This window comes from Paenibacillus zeisoli, assembly GCF_003994465.1.
GTDB lineage: Bacteria > Bacillota > Bacilli > Paenibacillales > Paenibacillaceae > Fontibacillus > Fontibacillus zeisoli.
The window spans coordinates 322,031-345,925 of record NZ_RZNX01000003.1; the positions used below are offsets into that span (position 1 = coordinate 322,031).

Below are 23,895 nucleotides of genomic sequence, written 5' to 3' on the forward strand. Positions count from 1 at the left end.
CTCGAAAAAAGGCGCTTTTTCATATTGCATTTTTACGATGATCATGCATAATATAAGTATAGAAACTTTGTGATAATGATTCTCATTATTATCTACTGAACTATTTTCATACAAAGGGGTAAAGTCCATGAGAACAGCGGCAGCACAGAACACCCAGCGGGTTGACGAGTATTTGGATCTCCTTAACCTGGCGTCAAGCCTCGGGGATCAGAAATGGCAGAAGGAAATTATCCGCAAGCTTTCCTATATGTACGAGTCCAAGAGAGAGCATTAGAACCCATACGTCCTTATCGGTAGTCCTCAGTTGGCTGCCGTCCAATATAACGATGAATTCAAAGTTCACGGCCAATTATCCGCACACCGCTTTCCGGTATTCTGCCCGGGGGCGGTTTTTTGCATGCTGTCAGTTGTGACCAGATGCACGGTCAATGCTGTCCTACACAGCATGTCATCTACTAAGCACGCCTTGTACGCAGAACAGCGTGTCCTACTCACAACGAAATGAGCGCATGCACAAACAACCCGGAACATCTTCATTCAGGAAGGTGCTGCGGGTTGTTTTTGACCCATTTAAATTAACTCAGGAATTTGTCATCCCTAGATTCAGCTTCTAAGCCACTTATCGAAAAATTGCTCGTAACCCTGCTTCATTACGCGGCTCGAGAACTTCTCGAAGGCGTAGCTCCGGTTCTCCTCAGACACCTGATGAGGCGCGGCCGCCGCCATATTGACGAGCTCGAACCAGTTCTCCTCATTCCCGGCAAAAGCATGACGGGCACTGATATGTCCGTAGCACGGATGCTCCGGTTTGACGACGATTTTGCCCATCGCCATAGCTTCGGTCAGCGGCATTGCAAATGTATCGAATTTGGAGCTGCTCCAATATACCTTGGAGGTATTCATAAGCGAGAACACTTCATCTTGGGACAATGCAAACTGAAGCTTGATGTTGGAGGGAAGATCATATTTCTTCATACTTTCCCGGTACCGCTCCCCGCCGAACACCATGAATACTTCCTTATCCGGATTCTGCCGCGCGTATTCAACCACCAGATCCGGCCGCCGGTTCTCTTCGTCACGACCAATCCACATGATCCGGTTATTTACAACCTGGGAAGGGTCATAGTGCTTCTGTGCCATGGCTTCATTGAAACCGATAGGAATTACCGTCACATCCGTAACTCCAAAGTTCCGCCCGATCTCACGTTTTAGAAATTCTGTCTGCACGATGGCCTTGTCCACAATAGAGTAGAACGGCTTCATCATTTCGTAGCCGGTCAGCGCCGGGTCCGGGAAGCTGTGCGGGAACAGAACGCTGTTCTTCAGGAATATTTTCAGAAAAGTAAAGCCTGACACCGTGTAGATCACATGGTCAATCTTCTGCTCATAGATCTGATCCAGAACGACATCATAGTTAACCAGATCTCCCTTCTCATGCTCATAACCCGGGAGCCAATCATGCCCGCTGACATGACGTTCAGGGGAGATGAAGACAATGTCCACCCCGATTTCTCTGCCAATGGCCTGAAGCCGGTCCGCAAATACGCGCGGTCCCTGGGCCTCGGAGAACTGGATTTTGCGCATAACAAGTCCGACCTTCTTCATTCTCCCACCGCCTTCTCTATTGGATTGCCGATATCCGTATCCCTTAAACCATCAATTAATCCTAGCTTGCCCATGCACTGCATGAGACTGTCCGCCGTCTCTTTCCACTGCGCTTGTAATTGGCTGACAGGCCATATGGCCTCCTTCTGCCCAAGATCCCGGCGAATCAGCAGCAGCATCCAGACGGAGTAGATCGCGGCAAAGAGAGCATACTCTTCTCCCAGCTGGATTCTGTCCAGCAGTCTGCCGTTATTAGCGGATTCCGCCGCATACTCGGTAAGCACCCGGTCCCGAAGGGAAGAGGTAATCTGCCGAGGAAAAAGCGGATGGGACATATCTAACAGGTGATATAGATCCCAGTAGATCGTATTTAGGTGAGCATGCTCCCAATCGAGGACATACAGCTTCGCACCCGCCTTGGCATAGTTCCCTAAGTGCAGATCCCCATGCGAGAGAACCTGGTCAGCCGCATAAGGGGAGCGATTCCCCGCAGCAGCCAGATCCCGGATAGCCGCAAGCAGCAGGGCACCAGCTTTAGCAGGGATATACAGCTCCCTGAATAAGGAGGCCGCCTCCTCTTCCCGCAGGGCAATCTCGGCCGCAGCAAGCTCTATCCGCGGCTTGTGTCCAATAGCTGGTGTCTGCGCGGGCAGCTGATCCAGAGGAAGAGCGTGCCACTGTGCCATAGCTTTTGTCACTGCAAGGATCGTATCCCATTCAAAAGCATGCTTTAGCTTGCCCAGATCTTCGAATATCGCCCAGCTCGTCTCATCGCTTGAATGGGATCTCGCCAGCATCTTCGGATAAACGTCCGGAATTAAAGGCAGAATATGCTCACAGACCCAGCTTTCGCGGCCAGCCTGACCCGCGTGGGTCACCGGCTTGAAGATATAGCTCCGATCCGGGGATACATAGAACCGTTCTACGAACCTGCCGTTCATGCCTTTGTATAGAATTTCGCGTGCAAAGATATGAGAGTCATCCAGCCTTCCGTCAGGCGTGACCGCTTTCAGATAATTATCCATAGAATCCCTCTATATTACCCGGCTATTCCATGAATACCGGGAGTTTGGTTATTAATACATTATTATCTCAAAGCTTTCTGCGCTTGTACACTCACCCCTTACAAGATTCTCGGTGAAGCCCATGGGGTATATGAATTCATAAGAACTTACACCATGAATATGGGATTAAGATCAAGGAGGTTACAGAATGAATTTAAAAGGTAAAGGGTGTCTGATTCCGATTGTCGGGGTCGTTGCGGTCCTTGTCATTATCGTGATCTATATGATCAGCAATTACAATAAATATGTAACTGCCGAAGAGATTGTAGACCAGAAATGGAGCCGGATTGAGACGGATCTTCAGCGCAGATATGATTTGATCCCGAACCTGGTTAATACGGTAAAAGGTTTTGCCCAGCATGAGAAGGACGTAATCAAGCAGGTCACCGACGCCCGAGCCGCGCTCGGCGGTGCTCGTACTACAGAGGAAAAGGCTGCCGCGAACGATCAGCTTTCTGGCGCATTAAGCCGCCTTCTGGTCGTGGTGGAGAACTATCCTACCCTCAAATCTGACGCTCACTTCACCCAGCTGATGGACGAGCTGGCCGGAACCGAGAACCGGATTGCTGTGGCACGCGGGGACTACAACGACTCCGTCGCGCAGTATAATACGATGATCAAGCGATTCCCGGGCCGTCTGATCGGCGGGATTATGGGCTTTGATCCGAAGGAATACTTCAAGACGACCACCGAGTCCAGACAGAACCCTCAGGTGGATTTCAATACAGACGGATCTACCTCATTCCTCTTTGGCGGCAGCCGCATTAGCCTGGCTGCCGACGGTACGCGGGCATGAATGGGCGGGGCCGCTTCCGCTTGCCGGCGGCGCTGACCGCTTCATTGCTCCTCCTGCTTCTGCTGCTTGGAGGCGCGGCTTCGGTCTCGGCAGCCCTGGACATCCCTGAGCCGATCGGCGATATCTATGTCCAGGACTTTGAGGGGCTGCTCTCCGCCGAGCAGAAGACGGAGCTTACCAAGCTTGGCCGCGCGCTCGAGGATGCGACGAAGGCCCAGGTCGCCGTCCTTACTGTACCCACTCTCGGCGGAGCCGATATTGAACAGTACGGGAACCAGGCTCTGCGCAAGTATGCTCTGGGGAACAAAGAGCTGAACAACGGAGTGCTCTTCCTGCTCTCCATGGGCGAGCGCCAAGCCCGGATTGAAGTCGGCTACGGTCTGGAAGGAGCCATCCCTGACGGCAAGGCTGGCCGAATCCTCGATTCGACCGCCATTCCCTATCTGAAGGAGAATAAGCCGGACCAGGCAATTGTCCAGACCTACAAAGCCTTATATAACGAAGTGGCCGCAGAATATGGAGTTCAGGACAAGCTGAATCCCGAGTCCGTCGTTCTGCCGGAATCCGGAACGGCTGACGGCCAGGGCACCGGCGGTGGGATATCCATCGTTTGGATCATCGTCATCATCGGCCTGCTGGCTGTGGATTTCATCTTCTTCCGCGGCGCGATCACCATGACCCTGCTCTCCATGATGGGACGCGGGGGCGGCGGTGGATGGGGCGGCGGAGGTCGTGGTGGCGGTGGGGGCGGCGGCTTCCGCGGCGGCGGGGGCGGTTCCTCCGGAGGCGGCGGTGCGAGCCGGAGGTTCTAATGCGTAGTCTTCCGGCGCTTTAAGCGATAGGGTAAAATACAATACATTGCAACGAATCCAAAGACACCCCTAGGGGTGTCTTTGTGTTGTGGCGTCTATAGAACCATCAGACACACTTGTTTACGCTAAAAAACTCAGCCTGTACGACTCTATTTCTCTTTTAAAACTCAGATCACTCGGCATTCTAACCCTGCGATGACAGGAATCTATATGTCACTTCTGTACGCGGGCCTCCCGACATCTCCTGCACAGACCTATCCGGGTGAACACTTGCCCAGGCCCCGGCATACTTTATAGCACCTGTTATTAGAGGCGAAGAAAGGGTGCGTGGCTTGTATGGGCATTCAGTTAACCGCAATTCACTGGGTGTATCTGGCTTTTATTGTGTTTATTATGGGATTGTTGATCCGCCGTCGCGATACGACGATGATTTGTGTGGTAGGGATCTTCGCTCTGGGACTGCTCGCAACCGAGACGCTTCATGGTTCGGTATCGGGGATCTTCAGCTCCTTCATCTATGCGACCAAAGAGCTCATGGGTACCATCATGATCATCTCCATCATTGTGGCAATGAGCCGGGTACTCATCCGTACGGGCATCAATGAGACCATGGTTGCTCCCTTGACCCGCTTCCTGCGAACTCCAGCTATGGCTTATTGGGGAATCGGGCTTATTATGCTGGTGACCTCGTTCTTCTTCTGGCCCTCACCTGCCGTCGCTCTGATCGGAGCCGTCCTTCTGCCGGTAGCGCTCCGCGTCGGATTGCCGGCCCTGGGCGCTGCCATGGCGATGAATTTGTTCGGTCACGGTATTGCCTTGTCAGGGGATTATATCATTCAAGGCGCGCCCAAGCTGACCGCAGATGCTGCTGGGCTTCCGGTATCAAGTGTAATGGAAGCCAGCGTTCCGCTGGTTATTGTCATGGGCGTTGTGACGACAGTGGTCGCTTTCTGGATGATGCGAAGAGATCTGAGGAACGGAACCTGGAAGAACGGACTTGTATCCGGAGCAAGCCCCACTGCAGCTTTGACCGCTGAGAATGAGGAGCAGCGAGCTGAGGCCATACATGGAGTTGATAAGGAATCTCTCAAGCTCTCCCCCATGCTTAGAAAAGTTCTGGCTATCCTCATCCCGCTGTTATTCATCTTGGATGTAGCGGTCATGTTCGTGCTCAAGCTGCAGGGCGGAGATGCCACGGCGCTGGTGGGCGGCACGGCGGTATTTATTCTTATTGCGGTTACTCTGCTTGCCCATCGGAATCAAGGCCTTGAACAAGTCACGTCTTATCTTATCGACGGCTTCGTCTTCGGATTCAAGGTATTCGGCCCTGTCATTCCCATCGCAGCCTTCTTCTATCTGGGAGATGCAGCATTTACTGAGCTATTCGGCAAAGTTCTGCCGGGGACGTCCCACGGTATCGTGAACGACCTTGGTGTTGCCTTGGCCGGGTCGGTGCCGCTGAACGGCGCGGTCGGCTCCGTCACACTCACCGTCACGGGTGCCATCACGGGTCTTGATGGCTCCGGCTTCTCCGGCATCTCACTGGCCGGGTCCATCGCCCACCTTTTTGCTACAGCCATCGGCTCCGGTGCCGCAACCCTGACCGCCCTTGGGCAGGTAGCCGCCATCTGGGTCGGCGGCGGCACCCTAATTCCTTGGGCGCTAATTCCAGCCGCAGCGATCTGTGGCGTGAGCCCGTTCGAGCTCGCCCGGCGTAATTTAAAGCCGGTGCTGATCGGCCTTGCTGTGACGACCGTGGTGGCCATGTTCCTGGTGTAAATCTTAACTGCAGAGATTAAATTACAGGGCCGGATAGCGGTACAACGCAGCCGATATTACGCTGCCAAAGAATGAGGCAGATATTAGATGACAGCCGGAGCACCGTATTGTCCCCGGCCGGGATGGGTTCTCTGGCTGCCGGTAATGCCGGCAGTTTTATTTTCCCATACACCGCCTCTACCTTACAGACTCCTCTAACTCCGCGGAGCCCACAGAATAATAGACGCTCCAATCATGCAGATTGCCGCGCCTATCCAGTCGTACAGATCGGGATTCCGGCGGTCAACCAGCCATCCCCATAGCAGAGCCAGGACAATGAACAGCCCCCCATACGCGGCGTAGACGCGCCCAAAGGAAGGGAACTTCTGAAATGTAGGGATGATCCCATAGACGATAAGAATCAGAGCACCAATCAGGCCGTACCAAGCCGGCTTCGATTCACGAAGCCACAGCCAAATCAGGTACCCACCGCCGATCTCGGCCAGTCCTGCAATCATAAAGATCAATATTGATATGAGCATGATTTGTTCCTCTCCTAATTTCTTTATAGTTTACGCCATAGCTTTTTTGATCAAATTAACTTAGTTCACGCCAAATAGCAATCCTTAAGCGAATTCAGGGAAGTTGTTAAGTCTCCCTGGCTTTATTTATATTTCATTGTCGCTAGAATACATCCGTTCATGAGATACGTTCTGGCTCTCCTCTACCAGGACTCGTAATTCCGCTTGATCAAGCCTATACTGGTAGTATTGTAATTAAGCCTAGTTCTATCATTTATATGCCAGGAAAGGGAGTGCGGCGATGCCACTTCTAGAAGTGAACGAACAGGAGCTTATCCGCAGAACCCACACTCCAAGCGGCAGGGAGGCTGTCTTCTTCTATACCGCTCTATGCGGCACCTGCCAGCTTGGCGAACGGATGCTGGACATTGTGCAGGCTGCTGATCCGTCTATCCAGATTAGTAAAATCAACATCAACTACGCCCCGGTGCTGCGGGAACAATGGCGAATCTCCAGCGTACCTTGCCTAGTTCTGCTTGAGGATGGGGAGCCTGTCCAGTTCGAGTACGCGATGCAGTCCGTGGATCATTTATATAAGCTTTTGCAGCAGCATTTCCTTACCCCATAGAAAGGACAAGTCTAATGAATTTTCAGCTGACACAGCGAATTATCAAACTGCTATGCGGACCGGAATCCTTTGAGCAGGGAGAGGCCTATTGCGAAGGGAAACGGGTCACTTTCCAGAAATATGACCCCGAATCCGGAAGCTTCGCGGCCGTTGTCCAAGGCAAACAAAGCTATAACATACAGGTCGAAGTCGACAGCAACAGTGATGTCGATGCCAAATGCACCTGCTCGGCGTATTACTCCAGCTTCCAGTACTGCAAGCATATTGCGGCTGTCCTGCTGACGATTTACCAGACCGAGCAAGGCGGTTACTCCCCGGTTCGCCCCACCCCGTCCATTGGAAGTGTCAATCCCGGTGCGCTGGAGGAATCCGGGCAAAAGAAGCCCCTGCGAGTATACCATTTCGAGGGCTCGGAGCATTTTGAATCGCCCAGGGATTCACACAGGAATTCTCATGGGGATTCCCGGCTGGCCGGTGAGCTGCTCGGATTATTCCGGGATAAGCCTGCGCGTCCCAGTGCCACGCGTCTGTTCGATCCCAGGGAGCAGCTGGATGTGGAGTTCATCTGCCGGCCTTTTGCCTATAGTCATAATAAATTTATGTTCGGGGTCGAGCTGAAGGTTGGCTCGAAGAGACTCTATATTGTTCAGAAAATAAGGGATTTCCTGGACCGCATCGAGCGGCAGGATTCGATGATGTTCTCCAAGCATTTCAGCTACGTACCGGAGCTGCACAGCTTCAGTCCTGAGAATGATGCGGTGATTCAGCAGCTGATCCGCATTTATCAGCACGAGAGAATGTACCGCGAGACCTTAAGCAGCCACCCGGCTTATTCGAACAGGTTCAGCGGTGACCGCATGCTGCCCGTGCCGCCATCTTTCTGGGAAGCTCTGTATCCTCTGCTGACAGCCGCCCCATCGGTGAAGCTGATTCAGGAGGAACGAACCTACGACGGGCTTCATCTGTCGGATGAAGGTCTGCCGCTGCGATTTCAGTTCGATCAGGCTGAAGCTCAGTCTGAGGGCTACCAGCTGGATATTGAGGGCCTGGATGAGCTTACTATACTTGAAACCTACGGCCTAGTCCTCTCCGAAGGAAAGCTGCTGAAGCTGCCCGCCGAGCGCTGCAAGCGGCTTCTTGAGCTAAAGCAGATGCTGGATACCTCACGCCAATCCCGAATTCTAATCTCTACGCAGCAAATGGAACCTTTTATGGAAAGAGTCGTTCCCGGCCTGATGAAGCTCGGTGAGGTTCGTATAGCCGAAGCAGTATCGGACCGGATCATGAAGACCGCGCTCAAAGCCAGGCTGTATCTTGATCGGATTAGAGACAAGCTGCTCGCAGGGCTTGAATTCCAGTATGGCGATATCGTGATTAACCCGCTGGAGACGGAGGGTTCCCGGCGCGGGGAAGGCCGTATTCTTATGCGAGATGGCGAGAAGGAGCGGCAGATTCTGGACCTCATGGAGCAGAGTGCCTTCGCGATGAGCGAGAGCGGTTATTTCATGGAGGACGAGGACGGAGAGTATGAATTCTTGTATCATATTGTCCCTCAGTTGGAGAAGCTCATGGATGTATTCGCAACGTCCGCAGTCAAAGTCAGAATCATGGCACCATCCACCCCGCCCAAAATCCGGGCCGATATCGATGAACGTACCGATTGGCTGGAGTTCCGCTTCGATATGGAAGGAATCCCGGAGTCAGAAATTAGGAATCTGCTCAAATCGCTGGGCGAGAAACGCAAATATTACCGGATGCCGAATGGTTCCCTGATGCCGCTCGAAAGCGAGGAATTCCAGCGAATTGTAAGACTGATCAATGAAGTTGGCATTCGTCTTAGCGATATCGAGGGGTCCCAGGTTCGTGTTCCGGCTGTCCGGGGCCTCCATCTGCTGGATGCCCATGAGCAGAGCAGCTCGTTAATCTTGGGTAAGTCTTTCCGGCGCCTACTAGAGAATATGCGTAGTCCCGATAATCTGGAGTTCCCGGTTCCAGCCACGCTGGATAAGGTGCTTCGGGATTACCAGAAATACGGTTACCAGTGGATGAAGACGCTCGCCCACTATCATTTCGGCGGAATTCTTGCTGATGATATGGGGCTCGGCAAGACGCTGCAGGCGATTGCCTTTATCCTTTCCGTGCTGCCTGAGGCCCGAAGCCAGGAGCTGCCAATCCTGGTCGTGGCTCCCGCCTCGCTTGTCTATAACTGGCGGAATGAGCTGGCCAAATTCGCTCCGGAGGTGCGTACAGTCATTGCTGACGGAAGCCCCAGTGAGCGAAGCCGGCTGCTCCGTCGAAGTTCTTCGGCGGAAGTCATCATTACTTCTTATCCGCTTCTACGGAAGGATAAGGACCTGTATGCGGCGGAGCCCTTCCATACTCTAATTATGGACGAGGCCCAAGCGTTCAAGAATCACGGTACGCTGACCGCGCAGTCTGTTAAGTCCATCGAGGCCAAGTATCGCTTCGCCCTGACCGGGACACCTGTCGAGAATGGGCTTGAAGAGCTGTGGTCCATCTTCAGCGCCGTGTTCCCGGCCTTGTTCCCGAATCGTCAGGCGTTTAATGACCTCCCCAGGGAGACCATAGCCAGACGGGTTCGCCCTTTTCTGCTAAGACGTCTGAAATCGGATGTCCTGAAGGAGCTGCCTGAGAAAATCGAAACCGTACAGGCCTCTGAACTGCTGCCTGAACAGAAGAGGCTGTATGCGGCTTATCTCGCCGAGCTTCAGGCGGAGACCCTTAAGCATCTTAAGGAGGATGATCTGCAGAAGCACCGGATCAAGATCCTGGCCGGATTGACCCGGCTTCGCCAGCTTTGCTGCCACCCCGCCCTGTTCGTCGAAGGCTATAACGGGAGCTCTGCCAAATTTGAACAGCTGCTGGAGATCATCGATGACTGTCGCAGTGCTGGCAAGCGGATGCTGATCTTCTCCCAGTTCACCCAGATGCTGGGGCTGATCCGGCGGGAGCTAGGCTATCAGGGAGTACCGCATTTCTACCTGGACGGCCAGACCCCGGGCGCGGAGCGAGTCGAGCTGTGCAGCCGGTTCAACGAAGGAGAAGGGGACCTGTTCCTGATCTCCCTCAAGGCCGGTGGAACCGGTCTGAACCTGACGGGAGCGGACACGGTCATCCTGTATGACCTCTGGTGGAATCCCGCTGTCGAGCAGCAGGCTGCTGACCGGGCGCACCGGATTGGACAGAAGAACGTCGTGCAGGTCATCCGCCTCGTGTCCGAGGGTACAGTAGAGGACAAGATGTACGAGCTTCAGCAGAGGAAAAAGAATCTGATTGAAGAAGTCATTCAGCCTGGACAAGAGTCGTTGTCTTCCCTCTCCGAGCAGGATATTCGCGAGATTCTGAGCATAGAGCTGTGAACTCAGCCGAAGTTGATTATATAAGAGAGACGGCCTTTATCTCCGATTCTCGGACCATAATGGGTATAAATTAAACAAAAGCACCACCGCTCTGGGAGTCATTTGCCTGACTTCCGGAGGGTGGTGCTTATTTGCGCCAGCCGAACTCATGGTTAACCGGAAGCTGGCCGGGTAAGAAGGCCGGGTGGGTCATGGCCGCCCTTATCTTTCAGAGGTAGAGCCGTGCGGGATGTGTGTGTTGTTATGAGGAACTCAACCTATCATTGCTTCAACTTATCGAGCTTCCCGCTAGTCCACCTTAGCCCCGAAAGCCCGCATGAAGGACACCGCCTGATTCCCGTCCATTCGGGCCCCCTCCACCGAAAAGGACCTGAAATTGACCCCATCCATCTCCGCCCCGCGCAGATCGGCTCCCTTCAGCTTCGCCTTGGCGAATTGCGTCCGGGTCAGCTCCGCCTTTCTAAGATCCGCCTTCTCCAGATTCGCACCTGTAAGGTCGGCTTCGAGCAGGCGAATGCCCCGCAGGTCCTGCTTGGCGAGACCCGCAAATCTGAGATTGGTATAGGACCAATCTCCTTGCTCAATTGTGATCCCATCGAGCTGAGCCTTCGTGAAGTCGGAGCCTGTCATTTTACACTCAGTGAATTTCGATACAAATAGATTGGCATCATGGAAGATACAGTTCTCGAAGGCCGACTCCGTATGGATCGACGCATTCAGATGCGCGGCAGTAAAGTCACATTCTATAAAACGGCAGCCCGCCGTGGTAATCTCCTCCAGCGAAGTTCCGATGAACCGGCAGCGCACGAAGGTGCACCGGGTCAGTTCCCCGTCTCTTTGATCCGTCCGGCTGAAGTCTACCTCGTTAAACTCTTGATCGGTGTATTGATACATCGCCTATCCTCCTGTCTCTTAAATGCCCATGTAGATAGTATACCTGCAACCCGTTGATCCCTGGGTAATCGTCAACAAATTAAAAACGCACTTCTGCCAAAACGGCAAATGTGCGTTAGATCAAAAGGACCCGCGAACAATCAGCTCCGCTGGAAGCCGATACTCCTCAAACTTCCCCTTGGGATTCTGTATCCGGCTCATCATAATTTCGGCTGCTCTCTTCCCGAGCTCGAAGGATTGCTGTCTGATGACAGACAGCGGAGGATCCATAACTTCTGTCCACTCATAGTCGTCAAATACAATTAAACCCAGCTGCTGCGGTATCAGCAGATGCGCTTCCCGTACGTATTTAATTATACCTTTACCCATCATATTATTCGCGGCAAGAATGGCATCAACCTTGGACTCGGCAATCATTCTTTGCGAGAACAGGTAACCGTTCTCACTTGTTCCTTCACCAATCATAACAATCGACTCATCGTAGGGGACCCTGCAATCCGCCAAGGCTTTTTTATAACCCTCCATACGTTCATCGACAGAGGTTAACCCTAACTGTTCAGAGATAAAGCCAATTTTGTGGTAACCCTTCTCCACCAATGCCTTGACTCCATTATAAGTACCTTCAACACTATCCGATACAATGGAATCCCCGAGCTTGTTCTTCCCCTTCAATTTGCGGTCCACGAAGACAATCGGATAATCCCCGAACAGGCCTTCTTTATCTAAATAAGAAACGCCCTCTGTCGGAGCCAGGATCAACCCGTCAATATTCTGCGTATTGAACATCTTGATACAGCGGATTTCTTCTTCAATATTCTCCTGCGAATTGCTTAGCAGCAAATGATAGCCTGAGCTTCTGAGCACACTTTCGATTCCATTTGCAATTGACATGAAGAAGTGATTTGAATTATCGCTATTCTGGATCGGTACGATCAGGCCGATAATAAATGATTTCTTACTGCGCAGGGACCTTGCCACTGGGTTAGGAATATATTTCAGTTCCTCCATCGCTAGCTGGACCTTCGTCTCCACTTCCTTTGAGACAAATCTTGTCTTGTTAATGACATGAGAGACGGTTGCCGTGGACACGCCTGCGTGCTTCGCTACATCTTTGATACGGACAGCCATACAATAACCTCATTTTAGAGTGCTTATTACTAACATTACTAACATTACTGCGAGATATTACAACTGTCAACTTAGCCTCTATCCCACGCAGCAAGGCGGAGTAAACACCCATCTTGAGTCGTCAAAAATAATATGGCATAATACAAAGACCGTATAGTGGCGACCATACATGAACCCTATACGCACGAATCAGCCGGGGGTGAAGCCGGACGATATCTATTTAGCCGTAGATCGTTCGAATTCACTCTCTTTTATATTAGAATGAACCCCTGACAACCAGCTCCGCATCGAACATATGCCCCTGGGTTTCCAGATTTCCATTCTTTATGCGGCTGAGCAGCAATTGCGCAGCTTTAATCCCAAGTTCATTAGAAGGCTGCCTGATTACGGATAAGGCCGGGGAGACAAACTCTGTCCATTCATAATCATCAAACCCAATCAGCGCAATATCATCAGGAACCTTGATCTGGTTCTCCTTCAGATATTTCAACGCCCCCCTGCTCATGGCATTGTTCGCGATGAAGAGTGCAGTTACACGGCTCTCCTGAATCAGCTGCCTGGTTAGCTCATACCCGCTCTCTAAGCTCATATCCCCTATCCTGACCAGAGATTCACAATAAGCGATACCGTATTGACTCAACGCCCGTCGGTAGCCTTCCATCCTCTCTCTGCTGGTTGAGATATCCATGAGACCAGCTATACAACCGATTCTACGGTGTCCTTTGTCCAGAAGGGCGGCCACCGCACGGTAAGCCCCCTTCATCCCATCGACCAGAACCCAGTCCCCGGCAAGTGCAGAAGGCTTGCGGTCGATAAAAACAACCGGATAGTCACCGAACAGTTTATCATTTCCATCGCAAAGGCCACAGGTAGGCGCAATAATCAACCCGTCAATACGCTGCATATTGAACATTTGGATCCGCTTGATCTCCTCCACCGGATCCTCCTGTGAATTGCTGAGCAGCAAGTGATATCCAGAGCTCTTCAGCACACTTTCGATCCCATTCGCTACAGAAAGGTAAAAGTTATCAGCGTTATCGCAGGTCTTAATCGGAACAATCAGCCCAATGGTATTGCTCTTCCGGCTTCGGAGCGAACGAGCCACAGGATTCGGCATATATCCCAGCCTGTTCAAGGCCTCAATCACTCTTTGCTTCATTTCAACGGACACATTCCTTGTGTTATTGATCACATTTGACACCGTAGCCGTAGAAACACCCGCTTCCATCGCAACATCACTGATTTTAACTGTCATTTTCTCCCCAGCCTCCCCCTAACCGTTAACAAGCTGCCGAACCTTTAATGAAAAGCTGCTGCAAGGAAGTGTCCTGCGGCTAATTGCGGAACTTATCAAGCAGGACGGCAATAACAATCACAATTCCTTTTACGATCATTTGCCAGTAGAAATCGACATCCAGCAGAGTTAGCCCATTGCTGAGCACAGCCATAATTAATACGCCTATAATGGTGCCCTGGATTTTGCCGACACCGCCAACGAAGCTTGTTCCTCCCAGAATAACAGCCGCGATGGCATCAAGTTCAAAGCTGATCCCCGCATTCGGCTGACCGGAGATTACGCGCCCGGCCATTACCACCCCTGCAATCCCTGCCATAAGACCACTGATCGAGTATACGTTGATTAACGTTCTCTCCACCTTTATGCCCGTAAGGCGGGCAGCTTCCTCATTACCGCCAATCGCGTACAAATGACGACCGAACATCGTATATTTCAGAACAAAAAACATAATGACATATACGACAGCCATGATGTAAATGGGAGTAGGTACTCCAAGCATGGAGCCAGCCCCGAAGAAGATGAAGAATTTATTCGTCAAGACCAGCGGCAGCCCGCCGCTGATAACAAAGGCAATCCCTCTCAAATAAGTCATACTGCCAAGCGTAACCACAAATGCAGGCAGCTTCGTGACCGCTGTAAAGTATCCATTAATGAAGCCAGCTATATATCCAACCGCTGCTCCTGTCAGCATGGCTAGCACAGGAGGAATGCCCGCATTGGTCAGCATGACGGAAATCACGCCCGACAGCGCCAGCGTAGACCCGACGGAGAGATCAATTCCGCCTGTTAGAATCACCACGGTCATTCCGGCAGCCAGAATCGCTGTAATGGAGGATTGCTTCAGGATATTCAAGATATTATGAACCTCTGTAAAATAAGGAGCGAACATGGCCATAATGGCGCAGAGCAGTATCAAAATAATGAGCATCCCAAGCTGATTCCAAACCGGCAGCACTTTTTGCTTGAACGTTAACGGATTCCTCGAGGTCAAAGGTGTATTTGTATTCATTTTTTTATCTCCCCTGTGGCATAGTACATGATTTTTTCTTGAGTAGCCTCTTCCCGGGACAGTTCAGCCTTCAGCTTGCCCTCGTGCATCACCAGGATCCGGTCGCTGACTGCCAGGATTTCCGGAAGCTCTGAAGACACCATCAGAACCGCCAGGCCTTTCTCCGCTAATTCGCAAATAATCTTATGAATTTCGGTTTTGGCTCCTACATCCACCCCGCGGGTAGGCTCATCCAGCAGCAGGACCTTCGGTCCGATCGAGAGCCATCTGGCAATAACCACCTTCTGCTGATTCCCTCCGCTGAGGCCCATTACATTCTGCTCCGGAGAGGCCGTACGCACGCCTAAATCCTTAATGTACTTGTCAATTTCAGGATTCATCCGCTCATACTGCAGAACTCCCGCTTTCCGGTACGTATGCATTTGATTCATAATAATATTCTCTTTCACGGACAGATTTGGAAATAGCCCTTGCTCTTTCCGGCTCTCAGGTACATGGGCGATCCCGTGCTTCATCGCTTCAATCGGTGACTTAATTGTGACCCGCTTGCCGTCCAGCCGGATCTCTCCAGTGGTCATCTTGCTGATGCCGAATATTGTGCGGAACAGCTCCGTTCGGCCAGCCCCGACCAATCCTGCCAGCCCAACGATTTCTCCGGGGTGGATTTTGAGCGAGACCTTATCCACAATGTCCTTATCCGACACGGTAATCAGTTCAAGAACCGGCTCCTTCTCCGCAAGGCTTGGCGGAGTGAATGTCTTCAGGAACAGGTCACTCAGTTCGCGGCCGACCATCTGCTTAACCAACAGTTCCGGATTCGTCTGGCTGATCGGATGGCTTGAGATCCACTGGCCGTCACGAAGCACGGTACACCGGTCTGATATTCTGAAAATCTCATCCATACGGTGAGAAATATAGACGATGGCAACGCCTCTTTGTCTCAGGTCATCAATAATGACAAACAGCTTATCAATTTCTTTGTCAGTCAGCGAAGCCGTAGGTTCATCCATGATCAATACTTCAGAGTTAAAAGAAAGCGCCCGCGCAATCTCTACAATCTGCTGCTGAGCGACGCTCAGTTCAGAGACCTTCGTTCTGGGATCTAGGCTGGAGCCTATCGATTCCAGAATTGTCTTTGCCTGCTTATGAATCACATCCCACTGAATGAGACCCAGCCGATTCTTGGGGAATTTGGTTCCCATCAGAATGTTCTCCCCGATCGTCAGGTTCGGTGACAAGCTTATCTCCTGATGGATCACACTTATTCCCTTGCCCCTGGCTTCCAAGGGGTTATGCCAGACGGTCTCTTGACCTTGATATACGATCTTTCCGGAATCAGGGCGGTAGATCCCGGCCATGATTTTCATCAAAGTGGACTTGCCCGCTCCATTCTCTCCCATTAAGGCGTGAACCTCACCTTTGTACAAGTCCAGGTGAATATCACGCAGCACCTGCACACCCGAGAATGATTTATATATCCCATCCATAGAGAGAACGATCTCATTTGAATGGGTGCCTTGCGGCTTCCGGTTGATTAGTGAATTCGCTACCCTAGACACAGCCTATTCCTCCTCTTCAATCCCGTGCTGCTGCTCAGATCTAAGTCCATTAGAGCAGTTAGAGGAGATGGCTCCTTCTATCCGTAACACCATCTCCTCAGGTATGAACTTAAGTGATTACAGTGGAACTACCAACCTCTGTAGGAGCTCACATTGTCCTGTGTAATTTGCTCAACCGGAATGAGGATCTGGGGATCCACTTTTTCACCGCCAATAACTTTAATACCAGTCTCAACTGCCTTCACTACCATTTCGTTAGGGAACTGAGCTGAAGTTGCGGCAAAAGCCTTCTTCTCCTTCAGAGCCTCAACAGCTTCAGGCGCTCCATCCACGCTGGAGATGAAGAATTCATCACCACGGCCTGCCTGTTCCGCAGCAATCTTCACACCTACGCCTTCTTGGTCATTAATAGTGAATACGGCATCAATATTTTTGTTCGCCTGCATGATGTTCTCCATCACACTCAGCGCCTTCTCGCGGTTACCTTCACCGTTCTGCTTCGCGATAACTTTAATATCCGGGAACCCTTTAAGTATATCTTCGAAGCCTTTAATACGATCCGTTACAGCCGATACGGGCGGACCGTCGATAATCACGATATTCCCTTTGCCTTTAAGCCGGTCTGCAAGATATTTGGCGGCCTGCTGCCCTGCCATGACGTTATCGGACATCACTACGGAAGTAATGCCCCCTTCAGCAGAGCCATCCACACAGATAACTGGAATTCCGGCATTCTTGGCTTCTTGGACAGCAGCCGCAATCCCTTTCGAGTCAAAAGGGCTGAGAAGAATCAAATCCATCTTTTTGGTGATGAAATCTTCAATTTGCGCGGTCTGCTTAGCCAGGTCCTGATCTGCACTTACCGTGGTAATATCAGCGTTATATTTGACAGCCGCTAATTGGGCTCCTTTGGACATTGCAACAAAGAACGGGTTGCCTAATGTTGGAACGGTCAAACCGATCTTGAGCTTTTTGCCGGATTCTGTGCCGGATGCAGACTTTGCATCCTGTGTCCCGGTTGCTGCCGTGTCCGTACCGCTTGAACAAGCGGACATCAGGACCAATAGAACTGCGGAAAGAATAAGCATCAGTGATTTTGTTATTTTCAAAGTTTATACCCCCAAGTTATAGTGTGTTGTGCTAATCATGGATTAGCAGGAATGCGACCATACAGTGACCTTAAATCAGCCTGGAGTGAAGCCGGACGATATCTATTTAGCCGTAGATCGCCTCAGTTCGCTCTCCTTTGGTACGTGCACCATCCTCCTTGAAAAAATATGGACCTACCTATTCATGCCCCCTGGACTTCCAAAAAACGCCGTTTGTGACCACCTCCTTATCAGACTAACCGGGCGAAATATAGCGCTTACATTTTAAGAGAATTAAATTATTCCTTTTTCTAGTTCCCTATTGCATCGTATAAATTGATTATTTAAGCTTATTTTTGATTATATGTGGTCATTTAATCGATTACTATGCTCATTTCGAATTATAATTTGCTCAATTTTTACTGTCAACCCAAAATATTCATCTATGGCGACTTAATTCCTCGTTCATAAATTCACAAATATCCTCCTGCCTTGGCATAGCCGGGATGGCTCCTTTTTTAGTGGTGGCTAGAGCCCCTACAGCATTTCCGTAACGAACCATTTCCACATAGTCCTCTTCACTAAGACTCGCTAGGCGGCCTCCCTTTTCAAGCAGCTTATTCAGAAAACCGCCCAGAAAAGCATCACCCGCACCCGTGGTATCTACCGTATGAACCTCGTAAGCAGGAACAAAGGCACTATAATCTCTACAGTGGAAATAGCATCCCCTCTCGCCCAGCGTTATCAGAATAACAGGTGTACCATATTGTTCGTACAGGTGCGCAGCGCCTTCCTCCAGTTCATCCGCAGACGTGAGAAACTGCATTTCTTCGAAAGACAGCTTAACAATATCGGCATAACCCAGCCCCTTTGCTATAGCTTCCTTCGCAGACCACTCATCTTTCCAAAGATCGGGCCGGAGATTAGGATCGAATGAAATCAGCGCTCCGCATTCACTTGCCTGCTTACAAGCCTCCAACGTTGCCGTAGCAGCAGGCTCATGGGTCATGGAAACAGAACCAAAATGAAAAATTCTAGCATTTCGAAGCATCTCAGGATTGACTTCGGAACTGTTCAACTCAGTATCTGCGCCAGGGTTCCGATAAAAACTGAAGCTTCGTTCACCCTCTTCATTTAAATGCACAAAAGCAAGCGTGGTTGAGGTATCGGATGAGAAGACAACTCCAGACGTCTCAATACCGTTGTTCTCTAGGCAGTCAACTAGGAATCGGCCAAACTGATCCTGGCCTACTTTGCCAATAAAGGCCGTCTTCCTTCCCAGCTTGGACAGTGCAGTAAGCACATTGGCCGGTGCCCCTCCGGGGTTGCGCTCGAACAGTACATTTCCATGGTCAGACCACCCCGATGGTGTAAAATCAATTAATACTTCTCCCAGTGCTACAACATCCCACACAACTATTTACCACCTTCCTGATCTGTTAATCGATTACGTAATCGATTAGTCAGATTATAATAACTTACCTTCTTCCATGTCAATTAAATCCTTAGTCTACATAATTGTTCAAAACAAATTAGAAAATATAACAAAAAAGACCTGGCCCCATAGGCCAAGCCATTACAATATCACCCTTCAGCCTCTAGTTCCCATCATCCTCTGAAGCTTGGCTTCCAGAATCGCCTGATTATCCAGGATATCCGAGAGCATCTCATAGAGAACCTGATTGGAGATCTCTGTTGTCCGTAAGCCCTGGGTGCGCTTCGACTGCCGAAGCCGGATCTCTTCAGACTTGACCCTCAAAGGATCTGCGGCTATATGGAAGTGGTTCGCACCTGATCTAGGCTTCTTGGCAGGAAGCGGGGATTTCAACACGTTAGATGACACCAGCTCTTCCGCCTGCTCTTCTGTACCCGGCTTATTCTCTGAGGAGATGGTCGCTTTCAGCGAGCTATCCTTCTTAGTTCCCACTATTCACCACCACCTTCATCTCGGCATTGCGGTCCAGCCCCAAGGTTCTGACACGGAACTCGCCTGGCTCTTCACTTGTAATCGTAATTTCGGCTGCGCCATCCGAACATTTCACCTGCTGCTGGATTCCACTAACTTCAACAAGAATGGGTTCGTTATACTCGCGCAGGAGTTGACCCTTCCAGTCAGACACTACAATCTGCAGGGTTAACACATCCTTGCCGTCTCCGGTAATCGTGGTCTTATCCGCCCTGATATCCGAATGTATCCCCTCAAAGGCACCATGAACATAACGGGTGAACATCAGGTTAGGATTCTTATAATGCTCCTCATCAATTGGAATCAGCAGCTCTGATAGGACTTCTCCAGATAACTCACTTAGTCCCTCTACTCTTCCATCAGCGTCTATTTGTGCATAATAGTTAGGCAAATTCGATAACCTCCCATGCGTATGAGTTGTATGCAAACGGGAAGCTGAGCGTGGATTGCACGGTTAGTTTGGTAGAGGACACCAGCTCCGCAACCAGATCCGTCTCTGTATATTCCAGACGAGTACTGCCCCATTCAGGTCTTGATTGAAACCCGGTAAAATGCACGTTAATAAATGTTTTGTTCATATCCACGGCATCAATGATAATCTCCCTGTAGTTGGTATATTCCCCTGTGCTGCTATCTGCACGAAGAAATCCTCGTCCCCGCTGTACTTTCTTGATCCCCACACCTCTCCACCCCAATCCATCGTTGAACTGAAAATTCCCGTTATCCACCCGCAGGGAAATCCCGTTCACCTTCTCGGCCTGCGGCTGGTCCCCTGATAATCTGGACTGGATCGAGGCATTCAGATAAATGGTCTTGTTCCCGTTGCGCTGGGCCAGAACTAACCGGTCCTTGTTGTCATAATTCCGCAGGCCTTCGTTCCACCGGCCGACCGAGGGCTGCACAGTAACCGCATGTTCATAAGGGATATCCACATAAAGATAACCCCAGTCTGGAATCTGGTAAGTGCCGGCTTTTACGCGAAAATAAGTACCTGCTGGTCCGTTCATCACGATGATTTCCCTCTCAAGCGTAAGCACACCGGCTCCGTTGTCGGTCACATTGCCTTCGGCCATAATACTCAGTCCTTGAAGCCTCGCATTCACTCCCCAAGGTCGTATATCCTCAAGCGCATCCCCATCAGCTTGGCCATGATATCTGCTATAGACAGCCAGACAGGAAATGACCGTTCTTGTTGATACAGCATGGGCTGTAACCGTCAGCCTTACATAGGTAGCATCCTGACTTTGATTAAATGGAATCATGCTGAACGGCTCATACATGCCTCCCCCGAACGTAAATACCGGGGTCCAGGTCGCTGCATCGTTACTGACCTCGATCGTAAATCCTTTGGGCATTGTGCTCAGATCCGAGCCAACCCAAGAGCCGAAGGACATGCCCTCTACCTGGATATGCCGTTTGCCCAAGAAGATTGTAATGGACTGGGGGAGAACGGCCTCTTTGGGAAGCGACCACAAATGATTATCCCCCTTGCTGCCCCACTGGAACGTATAGGGTGTCGTCGGAACCCCTGTGAGTTCACCTCCGGTGATTGTGACTGACTTATATCTAGCTATGTTAGAACTTAGGCCCCCTGAACGCAGATGCTGGCGCTCGATTGAGCTTTTTGCGATCTTGTCGCCAAGAATGGCGCCCACCGCTACTTTCTCGCTGGTGACTGCTCCTGAAGCAATCCCTTCCTTGCCGATCTGGGGTGCATCACCCGGCTTCCCGGTATGACGGTGCCCTCTGGTATCATTGAACAAGGCATCTATAGCCTGGATATTCTCATTTTGTGCTAACCGCCTAACCGTATCTGCAGCTTCAAATGTCTTAAGCCCTGTTGGTAAATTCCCCATCCATCGTCACTCCCTTTCCTATGGCTTCCATACCTCCAGCTGATCCCAATTCTTATGCAGCGCCTCCAATTCATCCCATGTGAGTTCCGCCTTATCGAGCTCTTCCCACCGCAGATAGGTGAACTGGTAATTCACATTCAGATGGGCGGGCACAATCTCGCGGACGGCCGCTTTAACATCATTCAGGTTGGGCGGAATACCTCTTCTCCCAATGAATGTAATGACGACTTCGTAGTCGGCAAAATTCTCCTTAACCTCGACTTCCCCGTTCTGGAACGAATCAACCACCGTTTTGATCCCGGCTACGGTTACCGTACCAGATCCGCGCAGTTTGGACTTGATCAGGGAACGCCGCTGGTCACTCGGCTTGCTCTCCTGAACAGGAATGCCGCAAATCTCTTCCCATTTCGCCAGACCCCAGGTGGCTGTATCCACAAAGAACTGGTTAAGCACATCCTGCACCTGTTCATGATAGCGGATTAATTCGGCCGATTCCCTTCCGAGCAGATGATTCACAATCCTGGAATCCGAATAATACTTTGGAAGATAATCGTGCATGTCTAGCTCAATATTACGTAACAATAAAGTTCACCGCCCCGGGCACAGCAACCTGGTCTTCTTCCATGTGAAGATTTCCGGGTTCGCCATTGAGGGTCAAATCATCAAAATCAATAACCGTCTCAATATTCAACAATAAGCCAAGGATCCGATTATAGCGTACAGTCGACTCCTGAAATGCCAAATCAGCCAAATACTCAGCCAGTTCCTTAAGAAACAACTCTTTAATCTCCGCAAGCGAGGCTCCACCAGCAAGAGTCACCTTGGCGACTACCTCGATCGGAATCTCAACAGCAGGAGATACTGTAACCTTGGCTCCAACCGGTCTGCGCTCTTCGACGGCCACCCGGACGTTCTCTATAATAGGAGGCTTCGGTGCCCGTTTGTCGTCGGATAGAAGAGCAAGCTTCACCGTCCCGTTCCCCTTCCAGACGGGGAACACCTTCACATCCCCGACTCCCGGCACCTCAAGCGCCCACTGCCGGTAATGCCAGACATTCCCGCTGGTCGCCGGTCTTCTCACCCTGTCGAGATATCTCCCGAGCAGCGATTCGTCCGACTCCAGATCGGCCCCGTTGATGAAGGCCTCCGTATTCGTTACATTCACAATCCCCGAAAGATTGCCGAGTACCAGCTTAATCTGGCGTGCGGCCACGTTGCCTCGGCTTCCTCCCAATACGGCCTCTGCATGTACCTGCAATGTACCTGATTGAATCTTTCCGGCTTCCGTAGTCACGAAGCTCACCGGCTCCTCTTGGTCGGTGGAGACCACTGTTCCCGCCGGAACCGTTATATCGTTATCTCCACTGAACTCAAGCATTCCCTGAGCTCTCACACTGGGGCGCCGGGCCAGCCCGAATTCCTGTGCTCTAAGCTCCAGATATTCCGACGGCTGCTGAGGACCGGCAAATCCGAACCGAAGTACATTGTCCAGCTCTATGTAGGCGTGAGCCATTTCAATCGCCGCCGGAGCGAGCAGATCATAAGTGACGGCCCCTTGGCGTTTATCAATATCATCCGGGATCTGGGCGAGCATCCGCTGCAAAATGGCAGATTGAGTCTCTTTCTCATACATGGCTAAATCTTCACCTCCTGTTCGATCAGGCCTTCACTTGTCTGCACCATAAAAGTCACGTGGAGCTCATCCGCCTTACGGACGACCTGGAAGCGGCTAACCCCCTCAATCCGGTCATCATAGCTTAGCGCTTCGGTAATTACTCTTGTGATCTCGCTCTTCAGGAGCTCCTGAGAAATGTCCTGGCCCAGCAGGCTATCCAGCTCACAGCCGTATTGACCGTTATAGATAAGATACCGGTAACGTGGGGTGATAATGGCCTTACGGATATATTGGCGCAGAGCTTCCATTCCCTCTATCATTCGCCCTGTAATCTCTCCAGAATCGAAATCAAGGGCGTAGGTCCGCGAGGCTCGCGGCTGCGGCTTCAACAGAACAAATCTCTCTTCCTGCTTCCTCAGCGGAGATAGAGCCATTAGTACATCACCGCCCGGTCCAAAATAATATAGAACTGCCCCTGCTGAATTCCGGCAACCAGCACCCGGTCATCCTTCTTCAGTTCATCCACGAACTCAAGCTCGGCTTCCTCCACCGTCTGATCCGCATCCGATAAGTCGAGACTGGTGAATGACAAGGGGTGATCATGCGGCCCAGGGGGCATCTGCACCATGGTCACACCCACCTTCAGACCTGTCGGCGGAGCCGGCAGGGGCGGGCTGCTGGCGGAGATTTTCGTTCCTCCGCTGCTCTTCAGATTGATCGTGCGTTTGTGCTTGGTAAGTGACTCGGCGACGATCAGGTCGTCCTTTTCCAGTTCCACATTCATGTGATCCACCTTGATCTTGAGCTCTGGAGGCGCGCTCGTTACCGTCGCCAGCTCTATGGAGACATCCGAGTTGTATCCGATCGCCCGGATTAACTGGACAAGCTGGCTTGCTCCAGAGCCTTCAATTCTCTCCAT

23 protein-coding genes are annotated in these 23,895 nt (G+C 51.2%); 6 read left to right on the top strand and 17 right to left on the bottom strand.

From position 1 onward, the window contains the following. Positions 1-127: 127 nt before the first annotated feature. Positions 128-274: a hypothetical protein gene (locus EJP77_RS20650; protein ID WP_185897310.1), complete on the top strand. Its 147-nt coding sequence runs from the start codon at positions 128-130 to the stop codon at positions 272-274. Between the two features lie 329 nt (positions 275-603). Here EJP77_RS20650 and EJP77_RS10445 read toward each other — a convergent pair whose 3' ends face one another. Together EJP77_RS10445 and EJP77_RS10450 are read right to left on the bottom strand one after the other, a co-directional pair. Beyond that, positions 604-1,605: a glycosyltransferase gene (locus tag EJP77_RS10445; protein WP_127199177.1), complete on the bottom strand. Its 1,002-nt coding sequence runs from the start codon at positions 1,603-1,605 to the stop codon at positions 604-606. After that, the gene (locus EJP77_RS10450) at positions 1,602-2,630 is read right to left on the bottom strand and encodes a phosphotransferase family protein (protein WP_127199178.1); all 1,029 of its coding nucleotides are present in this window, start codon (positions 2,628-2,630) and stop codon (positions 1,602-1,604) included. The genes EJP77_RS10445 and EJP77_RS10450 overlap by 4 nt, the downstream gene beginning before the upstream one ends. Positions 2,631-2,817: 187 nt before the next feature. On the opposite strand from EJP77_RS10450, the gene EJP77_RS10455 reads away from it, so the two are divergent. The 3 genes from EJP77_RS10455 to EJP77_RS10465 all read left to right on the top strand — a co-directional run bounded on the left by EJP77_RS10455 (position 2,818) and on the right by EJP77_RS10465 (position 6,056). After that, positions 2,818-3,465, top strand: a complete 648-nt coding sequence (locus tag EJP77_RS10455) for a LemA family protein (RefSeq protein WP_127199179.1) — start codon at positions 2,818-2,820, stop codon at positions 3,463-3,465. Continuing rightward, positions 3,462-4,277: a TPM domain-containing protein gene (locus tag EJP77_RS10460; protein ID WP_127199180.1), complete on the top strand. Its 816-nt coding sequence runs from the start codon at positions 3,462-3,464 to the stop codon at positions 4,275-4,277. The genes EJP77_RS10455 and EJP77_RS10460 overlap by 4 nt, the downstream gene beginning before the upstream one ends. Positions 4,278-4,613: 336 nt before the next feature. Next, positions 4,614-6,056, top strand: a complete 1,443-nt coding sequence (locus EJP77_RS10465) for a hypothetical protein (protein WP_127199181.1) — start codon at positions 4,614-4,616, stop codon at positions 6,054-6,056. A gap of 194 nt (positions 6,057-6,250) precedes the next feature. On the opposite strand, the gene EJP77_RS10470 is transcribed toward EJP77_RS10465, so the two are convergent. Next, a complete protein-coding gene (locus tag EJP77_RS10470; protein ID WP_127199182.1) occupies positions 6,251-6,580 on the bottom strand; it encodes a YnfA family protein in 330 nt (109 codons plus the stop codon). Between the two features lie 277 nt (positions 6,581-6,857). Here EJP77_RS10470 and EJP77_RS10475 point away from each other — a divergent pair, with 277 nt between their 5' ends. Further along, the gene (locus EJP77_RS10475) at positions 6,858-7,184 is read left to right on the top strand and encodes a thioredoxin family protein (RefSeq protein WP_127199183.1); all 327 of its coding nucleotides are present in this window, start codon (positions 6,858-6,860) and stop codon (positions 7,182-7,184) included. A 14-nt stretch (positions 7,185-7,198) separates the two neighbouring features. After that, positions 7,199-10,564 (top strand): DEAD/DEAH box helicase, encoded by a 3,366-nt coding sequence (locus EJP77_RS10480; RefSeq protein ID WP_127199184.1) that lies wholly within the window; start codon positions 7,199-7,201, stop codon positions 10,562-10,564. 288 nt (positions 10,565-10,852) lie between these two features. Here the strand turns inward: EJP77_RS10480 and EJP77_RS10485 are convergent, their stop codons facing one another. From EJP77_RS10485 to EJP77_RS10550, 14 genes are all read right to left on the bottom strand, one after another. Then, on the bottom strand, positions 10,853-11,458 hold the full coding sequence (locus EJP77_RS10485) for a pentapeptide repeat-containing protein (protein WP_127199185.1): 606 nt from the start codon (positions 11,456-11,458) through the stop codon (positions 10,853-10,855). A 120-nt stretch (positions 11,459-11,578) separates the two neighbouring features. Next, positions 11,579-12,586, bottom strand: a complete 1,008-nt coding sequence (locus EJP77_RS10490; RefSeq protein ID WP_127199186.1) for a LacI family DNA-binding transcriptional regulator — start codon at positions 12,584-12,586, stop codon at positions 11,579-11,581. A 256-nt stretch (positions 12,587-12,842) separates the two neighbouring features. Further along, positions 12,843-13,841 carry a LacI family DNA-binding transcriptional regulator gene (locus tag EJP77_RS10495; RefSeq protein WP_127199187.1) on the bottom strand — a complete coding sequence of 333 codons (999 nt, stop codon included), beginning with the start codon at positions 13,839-13,841 and terminating at the stop codon, positions 12,843-12,845. Positions 13,842-13,920: 79 nt separating this feature from the next. Beyond that, positions 13,921-14,892: an ABC transporter permease subunit gene (locus EJP77_RS10500; RefSeq protein WP_127199188.1), complete on the bottom strand. Its 972-nt coding sequence runs from the start codon at positions 14,890-14,892 to the stop codon at positions 13,921-13,923. Continuing rightward, positions 14,889-16,451, bottom strand: a complete 1,563-nt coding sequence (locus EJP77_RS10505; RefSeq protein ID WP_281278477.1) for a sugar ABC transporter ATP-binding protein — start codon at positions 16,449-16,451, stop codon at positions 14,889-14,891. The genes EJP77_RS10500 and EJP77_RS10505 overlap by 4 nt, the downstream gene beginning before the upstream one ends. 128 nt (positions 16,452-16,579) lie before the next feature. Next, on the bottom strand, positions 16,580-17,560 hold the full coding sequence (locus EJP77_RS10510; RefSeq protein ID WP_246021859.1) for an ABC transporter substrate-binding protein: 981 nt from the start codon (positions 17,558-17,560) through the stop codon (positions 16,580-16,582). 418 nt (positions 17,561-17,978) lie between these two features. After that, positions 17,979-18,953 carry a carbohydrate kinase family protein gene (locus EJP77_RS10515; protein ID WP_127199189.1) on the bottom strand — a complete coding sequence of 325 codons (975 nt, stop codon included), beginning with the start codon at positions 18,951-18,953 and terminating at the stop codon, positions 17,979-17,981. A gap of 177 nt (positions 18,954-19,130) precedes the next feature. Beyond that, positions 19,131-19,466 (bottom strand): hypothetical protein, encoded by a 336-nt coding sequence (locus EJP77_RS10520; protein WP_127199190.1) that lies wholly within the window; start codon positions 19,464-19,466, stop codon positions 19,131-19,133. Further along, positions 19,456-19,896 (bottom strand): hypothetical protein, encoded by a 441-nt coding sequence (locus EJP77_RS10525; protein ID WP_127199191.1) that lies wholly within the window; start codon positions 19,894-19,896, stop codon positions 19,456-19,458. The genes EJP77_RS10520 and EJP77_RS10525 overlap by 11 nt, the downstream gene beginning before the upstream one ends. Further along, positions 19,889-21,361: a discoidin domain-containing protein gene (locus EJP77_RS10530; RefSeq protein ID WP_127199192.1), complete on the bottom strand. Its 1,473-nt coding sequence runs from the start codon at positions 21,359-21,361 to the stop codon at positions 19,889-19,891. Before EJP77_RS10530 ends, EJP77_RS10525 begins: the two co-directional genes overlap by 8 nt. Before the next feature lie 18 nt (positions 21,362-21,379). Beyond that, positions 21,380-21,943 (bottom strand): YmfQ family protein, encoded by a 564-nt coding sequence (locus EJP77_RS10535; protein ID WP_246021860.1) that lies wholly within the window; start codon positions 21,941-21,943, stop codon positions 21,380-21,382. Next, the gene (locus tag EJP77_RS10540; protein WP_127199193.1) at positions 21,933-22,994 is read right to left on the bottom strand and encodes a baseplate J/gp47 family protein; all 1,062 of its coding nucleotides are present in this window, start codon (positions 22,992-22,994) and stop codon (positions 21,933-21,935) included. The genes EJP77_RS10535 and EJP77_RS10540 overlap by 11 nt, the downstream gene beginning before the upstream one ends. Positions 22,995-22,996: 2 nt before the next feature. Further along, positions 22,997-23,410, bottom strand: a complete 414-nt coding sequence (locus tag EJP77_RS10545; protein WP_127199194.1) for a DUF2634 domain-containing protein — start codon at positions 23,408-23,410, stop codon at positions 22,997-22,999. Continuing rightward, positions 23,410-23,895, bottom strand: a complete 486-nt coding sequence (locus EJP77_RS10550; RefSeq protein ID WP_127199195.1) for a DUF2577 family protein — start codon at positions 23,893-23,895, stop codon at positions 23,410-23,412. Before EJP77_RS10550 ends, EJP77_RS10545 begins: the two co-directional genes overlap by 1 nt.

Coding starts and splice junctions, on each gene's coding strand:
- EJP77_RS20650 (WP_185897310.1), top strand. CDS start 128: ATGAGAACAGCGGCAGCACAGAACACCCAGCGGGTTGACGAGTATTTG.
- EJP77_RS10445 (WP_127199177.1), bottom strand. CDS start 1,605: ATGAAGAAGGTCGGACTTGTTATGCGCAAAATCCAGTTCTCCGAGGCC.
- EJP77_RS10450 (WP_127199178.1), bottom strand. CDS start 2,630: ATGGATAATTATCTGAAAGCGGTCACGCCTGACGGAAGGCTGGATGAC.
- EJP77_RS10455 (WP_127199179.1), top strand. CDS start 2,818: ATGAATTTAAAAGGTAAAGGGTGTCTGATTCCGATTGTCGGGGTCGTT.
- EJP77_RS10460 (WP_127199180.1), top strand. CDS start 3,462: ATGAATGGGCGGGGCCGCTTCCGCTTGCCGGCGGCGCTGACCGCTTCA.
- EJP77_RS10465 (WP_127199181.1), top strand. CDS start 4,614: ATGGGCATTCAGTTAACCGCAATTCACTGGGTGTATCTGGCTTTTATT.
- EJP77_RS10475 (WP_127199183.1), top strand. CDS start 6,858: ATGCCACTTCTAGAAGTGAACGAACAGGAGCTTATCCGCAGAACCCAC.
- EJP77_RS10480 (WP_127199184.1), top strand. CDS start 7,199: ATGAATTTTCAGCTGACACAGCGAATTATCAAACTGCTATGCGGACCG.
- EJP77_RS10485 (WP_127199185.1), bottom strand. CDS start 11,458: ATGTATCAATACACCGATCAAGAGTTTAACGAGGTAGACTTCAGCCGG.
- EJP77_RS10490 (WP_127199186.1), bottom strand. CDS start 12,586: ATGGCTGTCCGTATCAAAGATGTAGCGAAGCACGCAGGCGTGTCCACG.
- EJP77_RS10495 (WP_127199187.1), bottom strand. CDS start 13,841: ATGACAGTTAAAATCAGTGATGTTGCGATGGAAGCGGGTGTTTCTACG.
- EJP77_RS10500 (WP_127199188.1), bottom strand. CDS start 14,892: ATGAATACAAATACACCTTTGACCTCGAGGAATCCGTTAACGTTCAAG.
- EJP77_RS10530 (WP_127199192.1), bottom strand. CDS start 21,361: ATGGGGAATTTACCAACAGGGCTTAAGACATTTGAAGCTGCAGATACG.
- EJP77_RS10540 (WP_127199193.1), bottom strand. CDS start 22,994: ATGTATGAGAAAGAGACTCAATCTGCCATTTTGCAGCGGATGCTCGCC.
- EJP77_RS10545 (WP_127199194.1), bottom strand. CDS start 23,410: ATGGCTCTATCTCCGCTGAGGAAGCAGGAAGAGAGATTTGTTCTGTTG.
- EJP77_RS10550 (WP_127199195.1), bottom strand. CDS start 23,895: ATGGAGAGAATTGAAGGCTCTGGAGCAAGCCAGCTTGTCCAGTTAATC.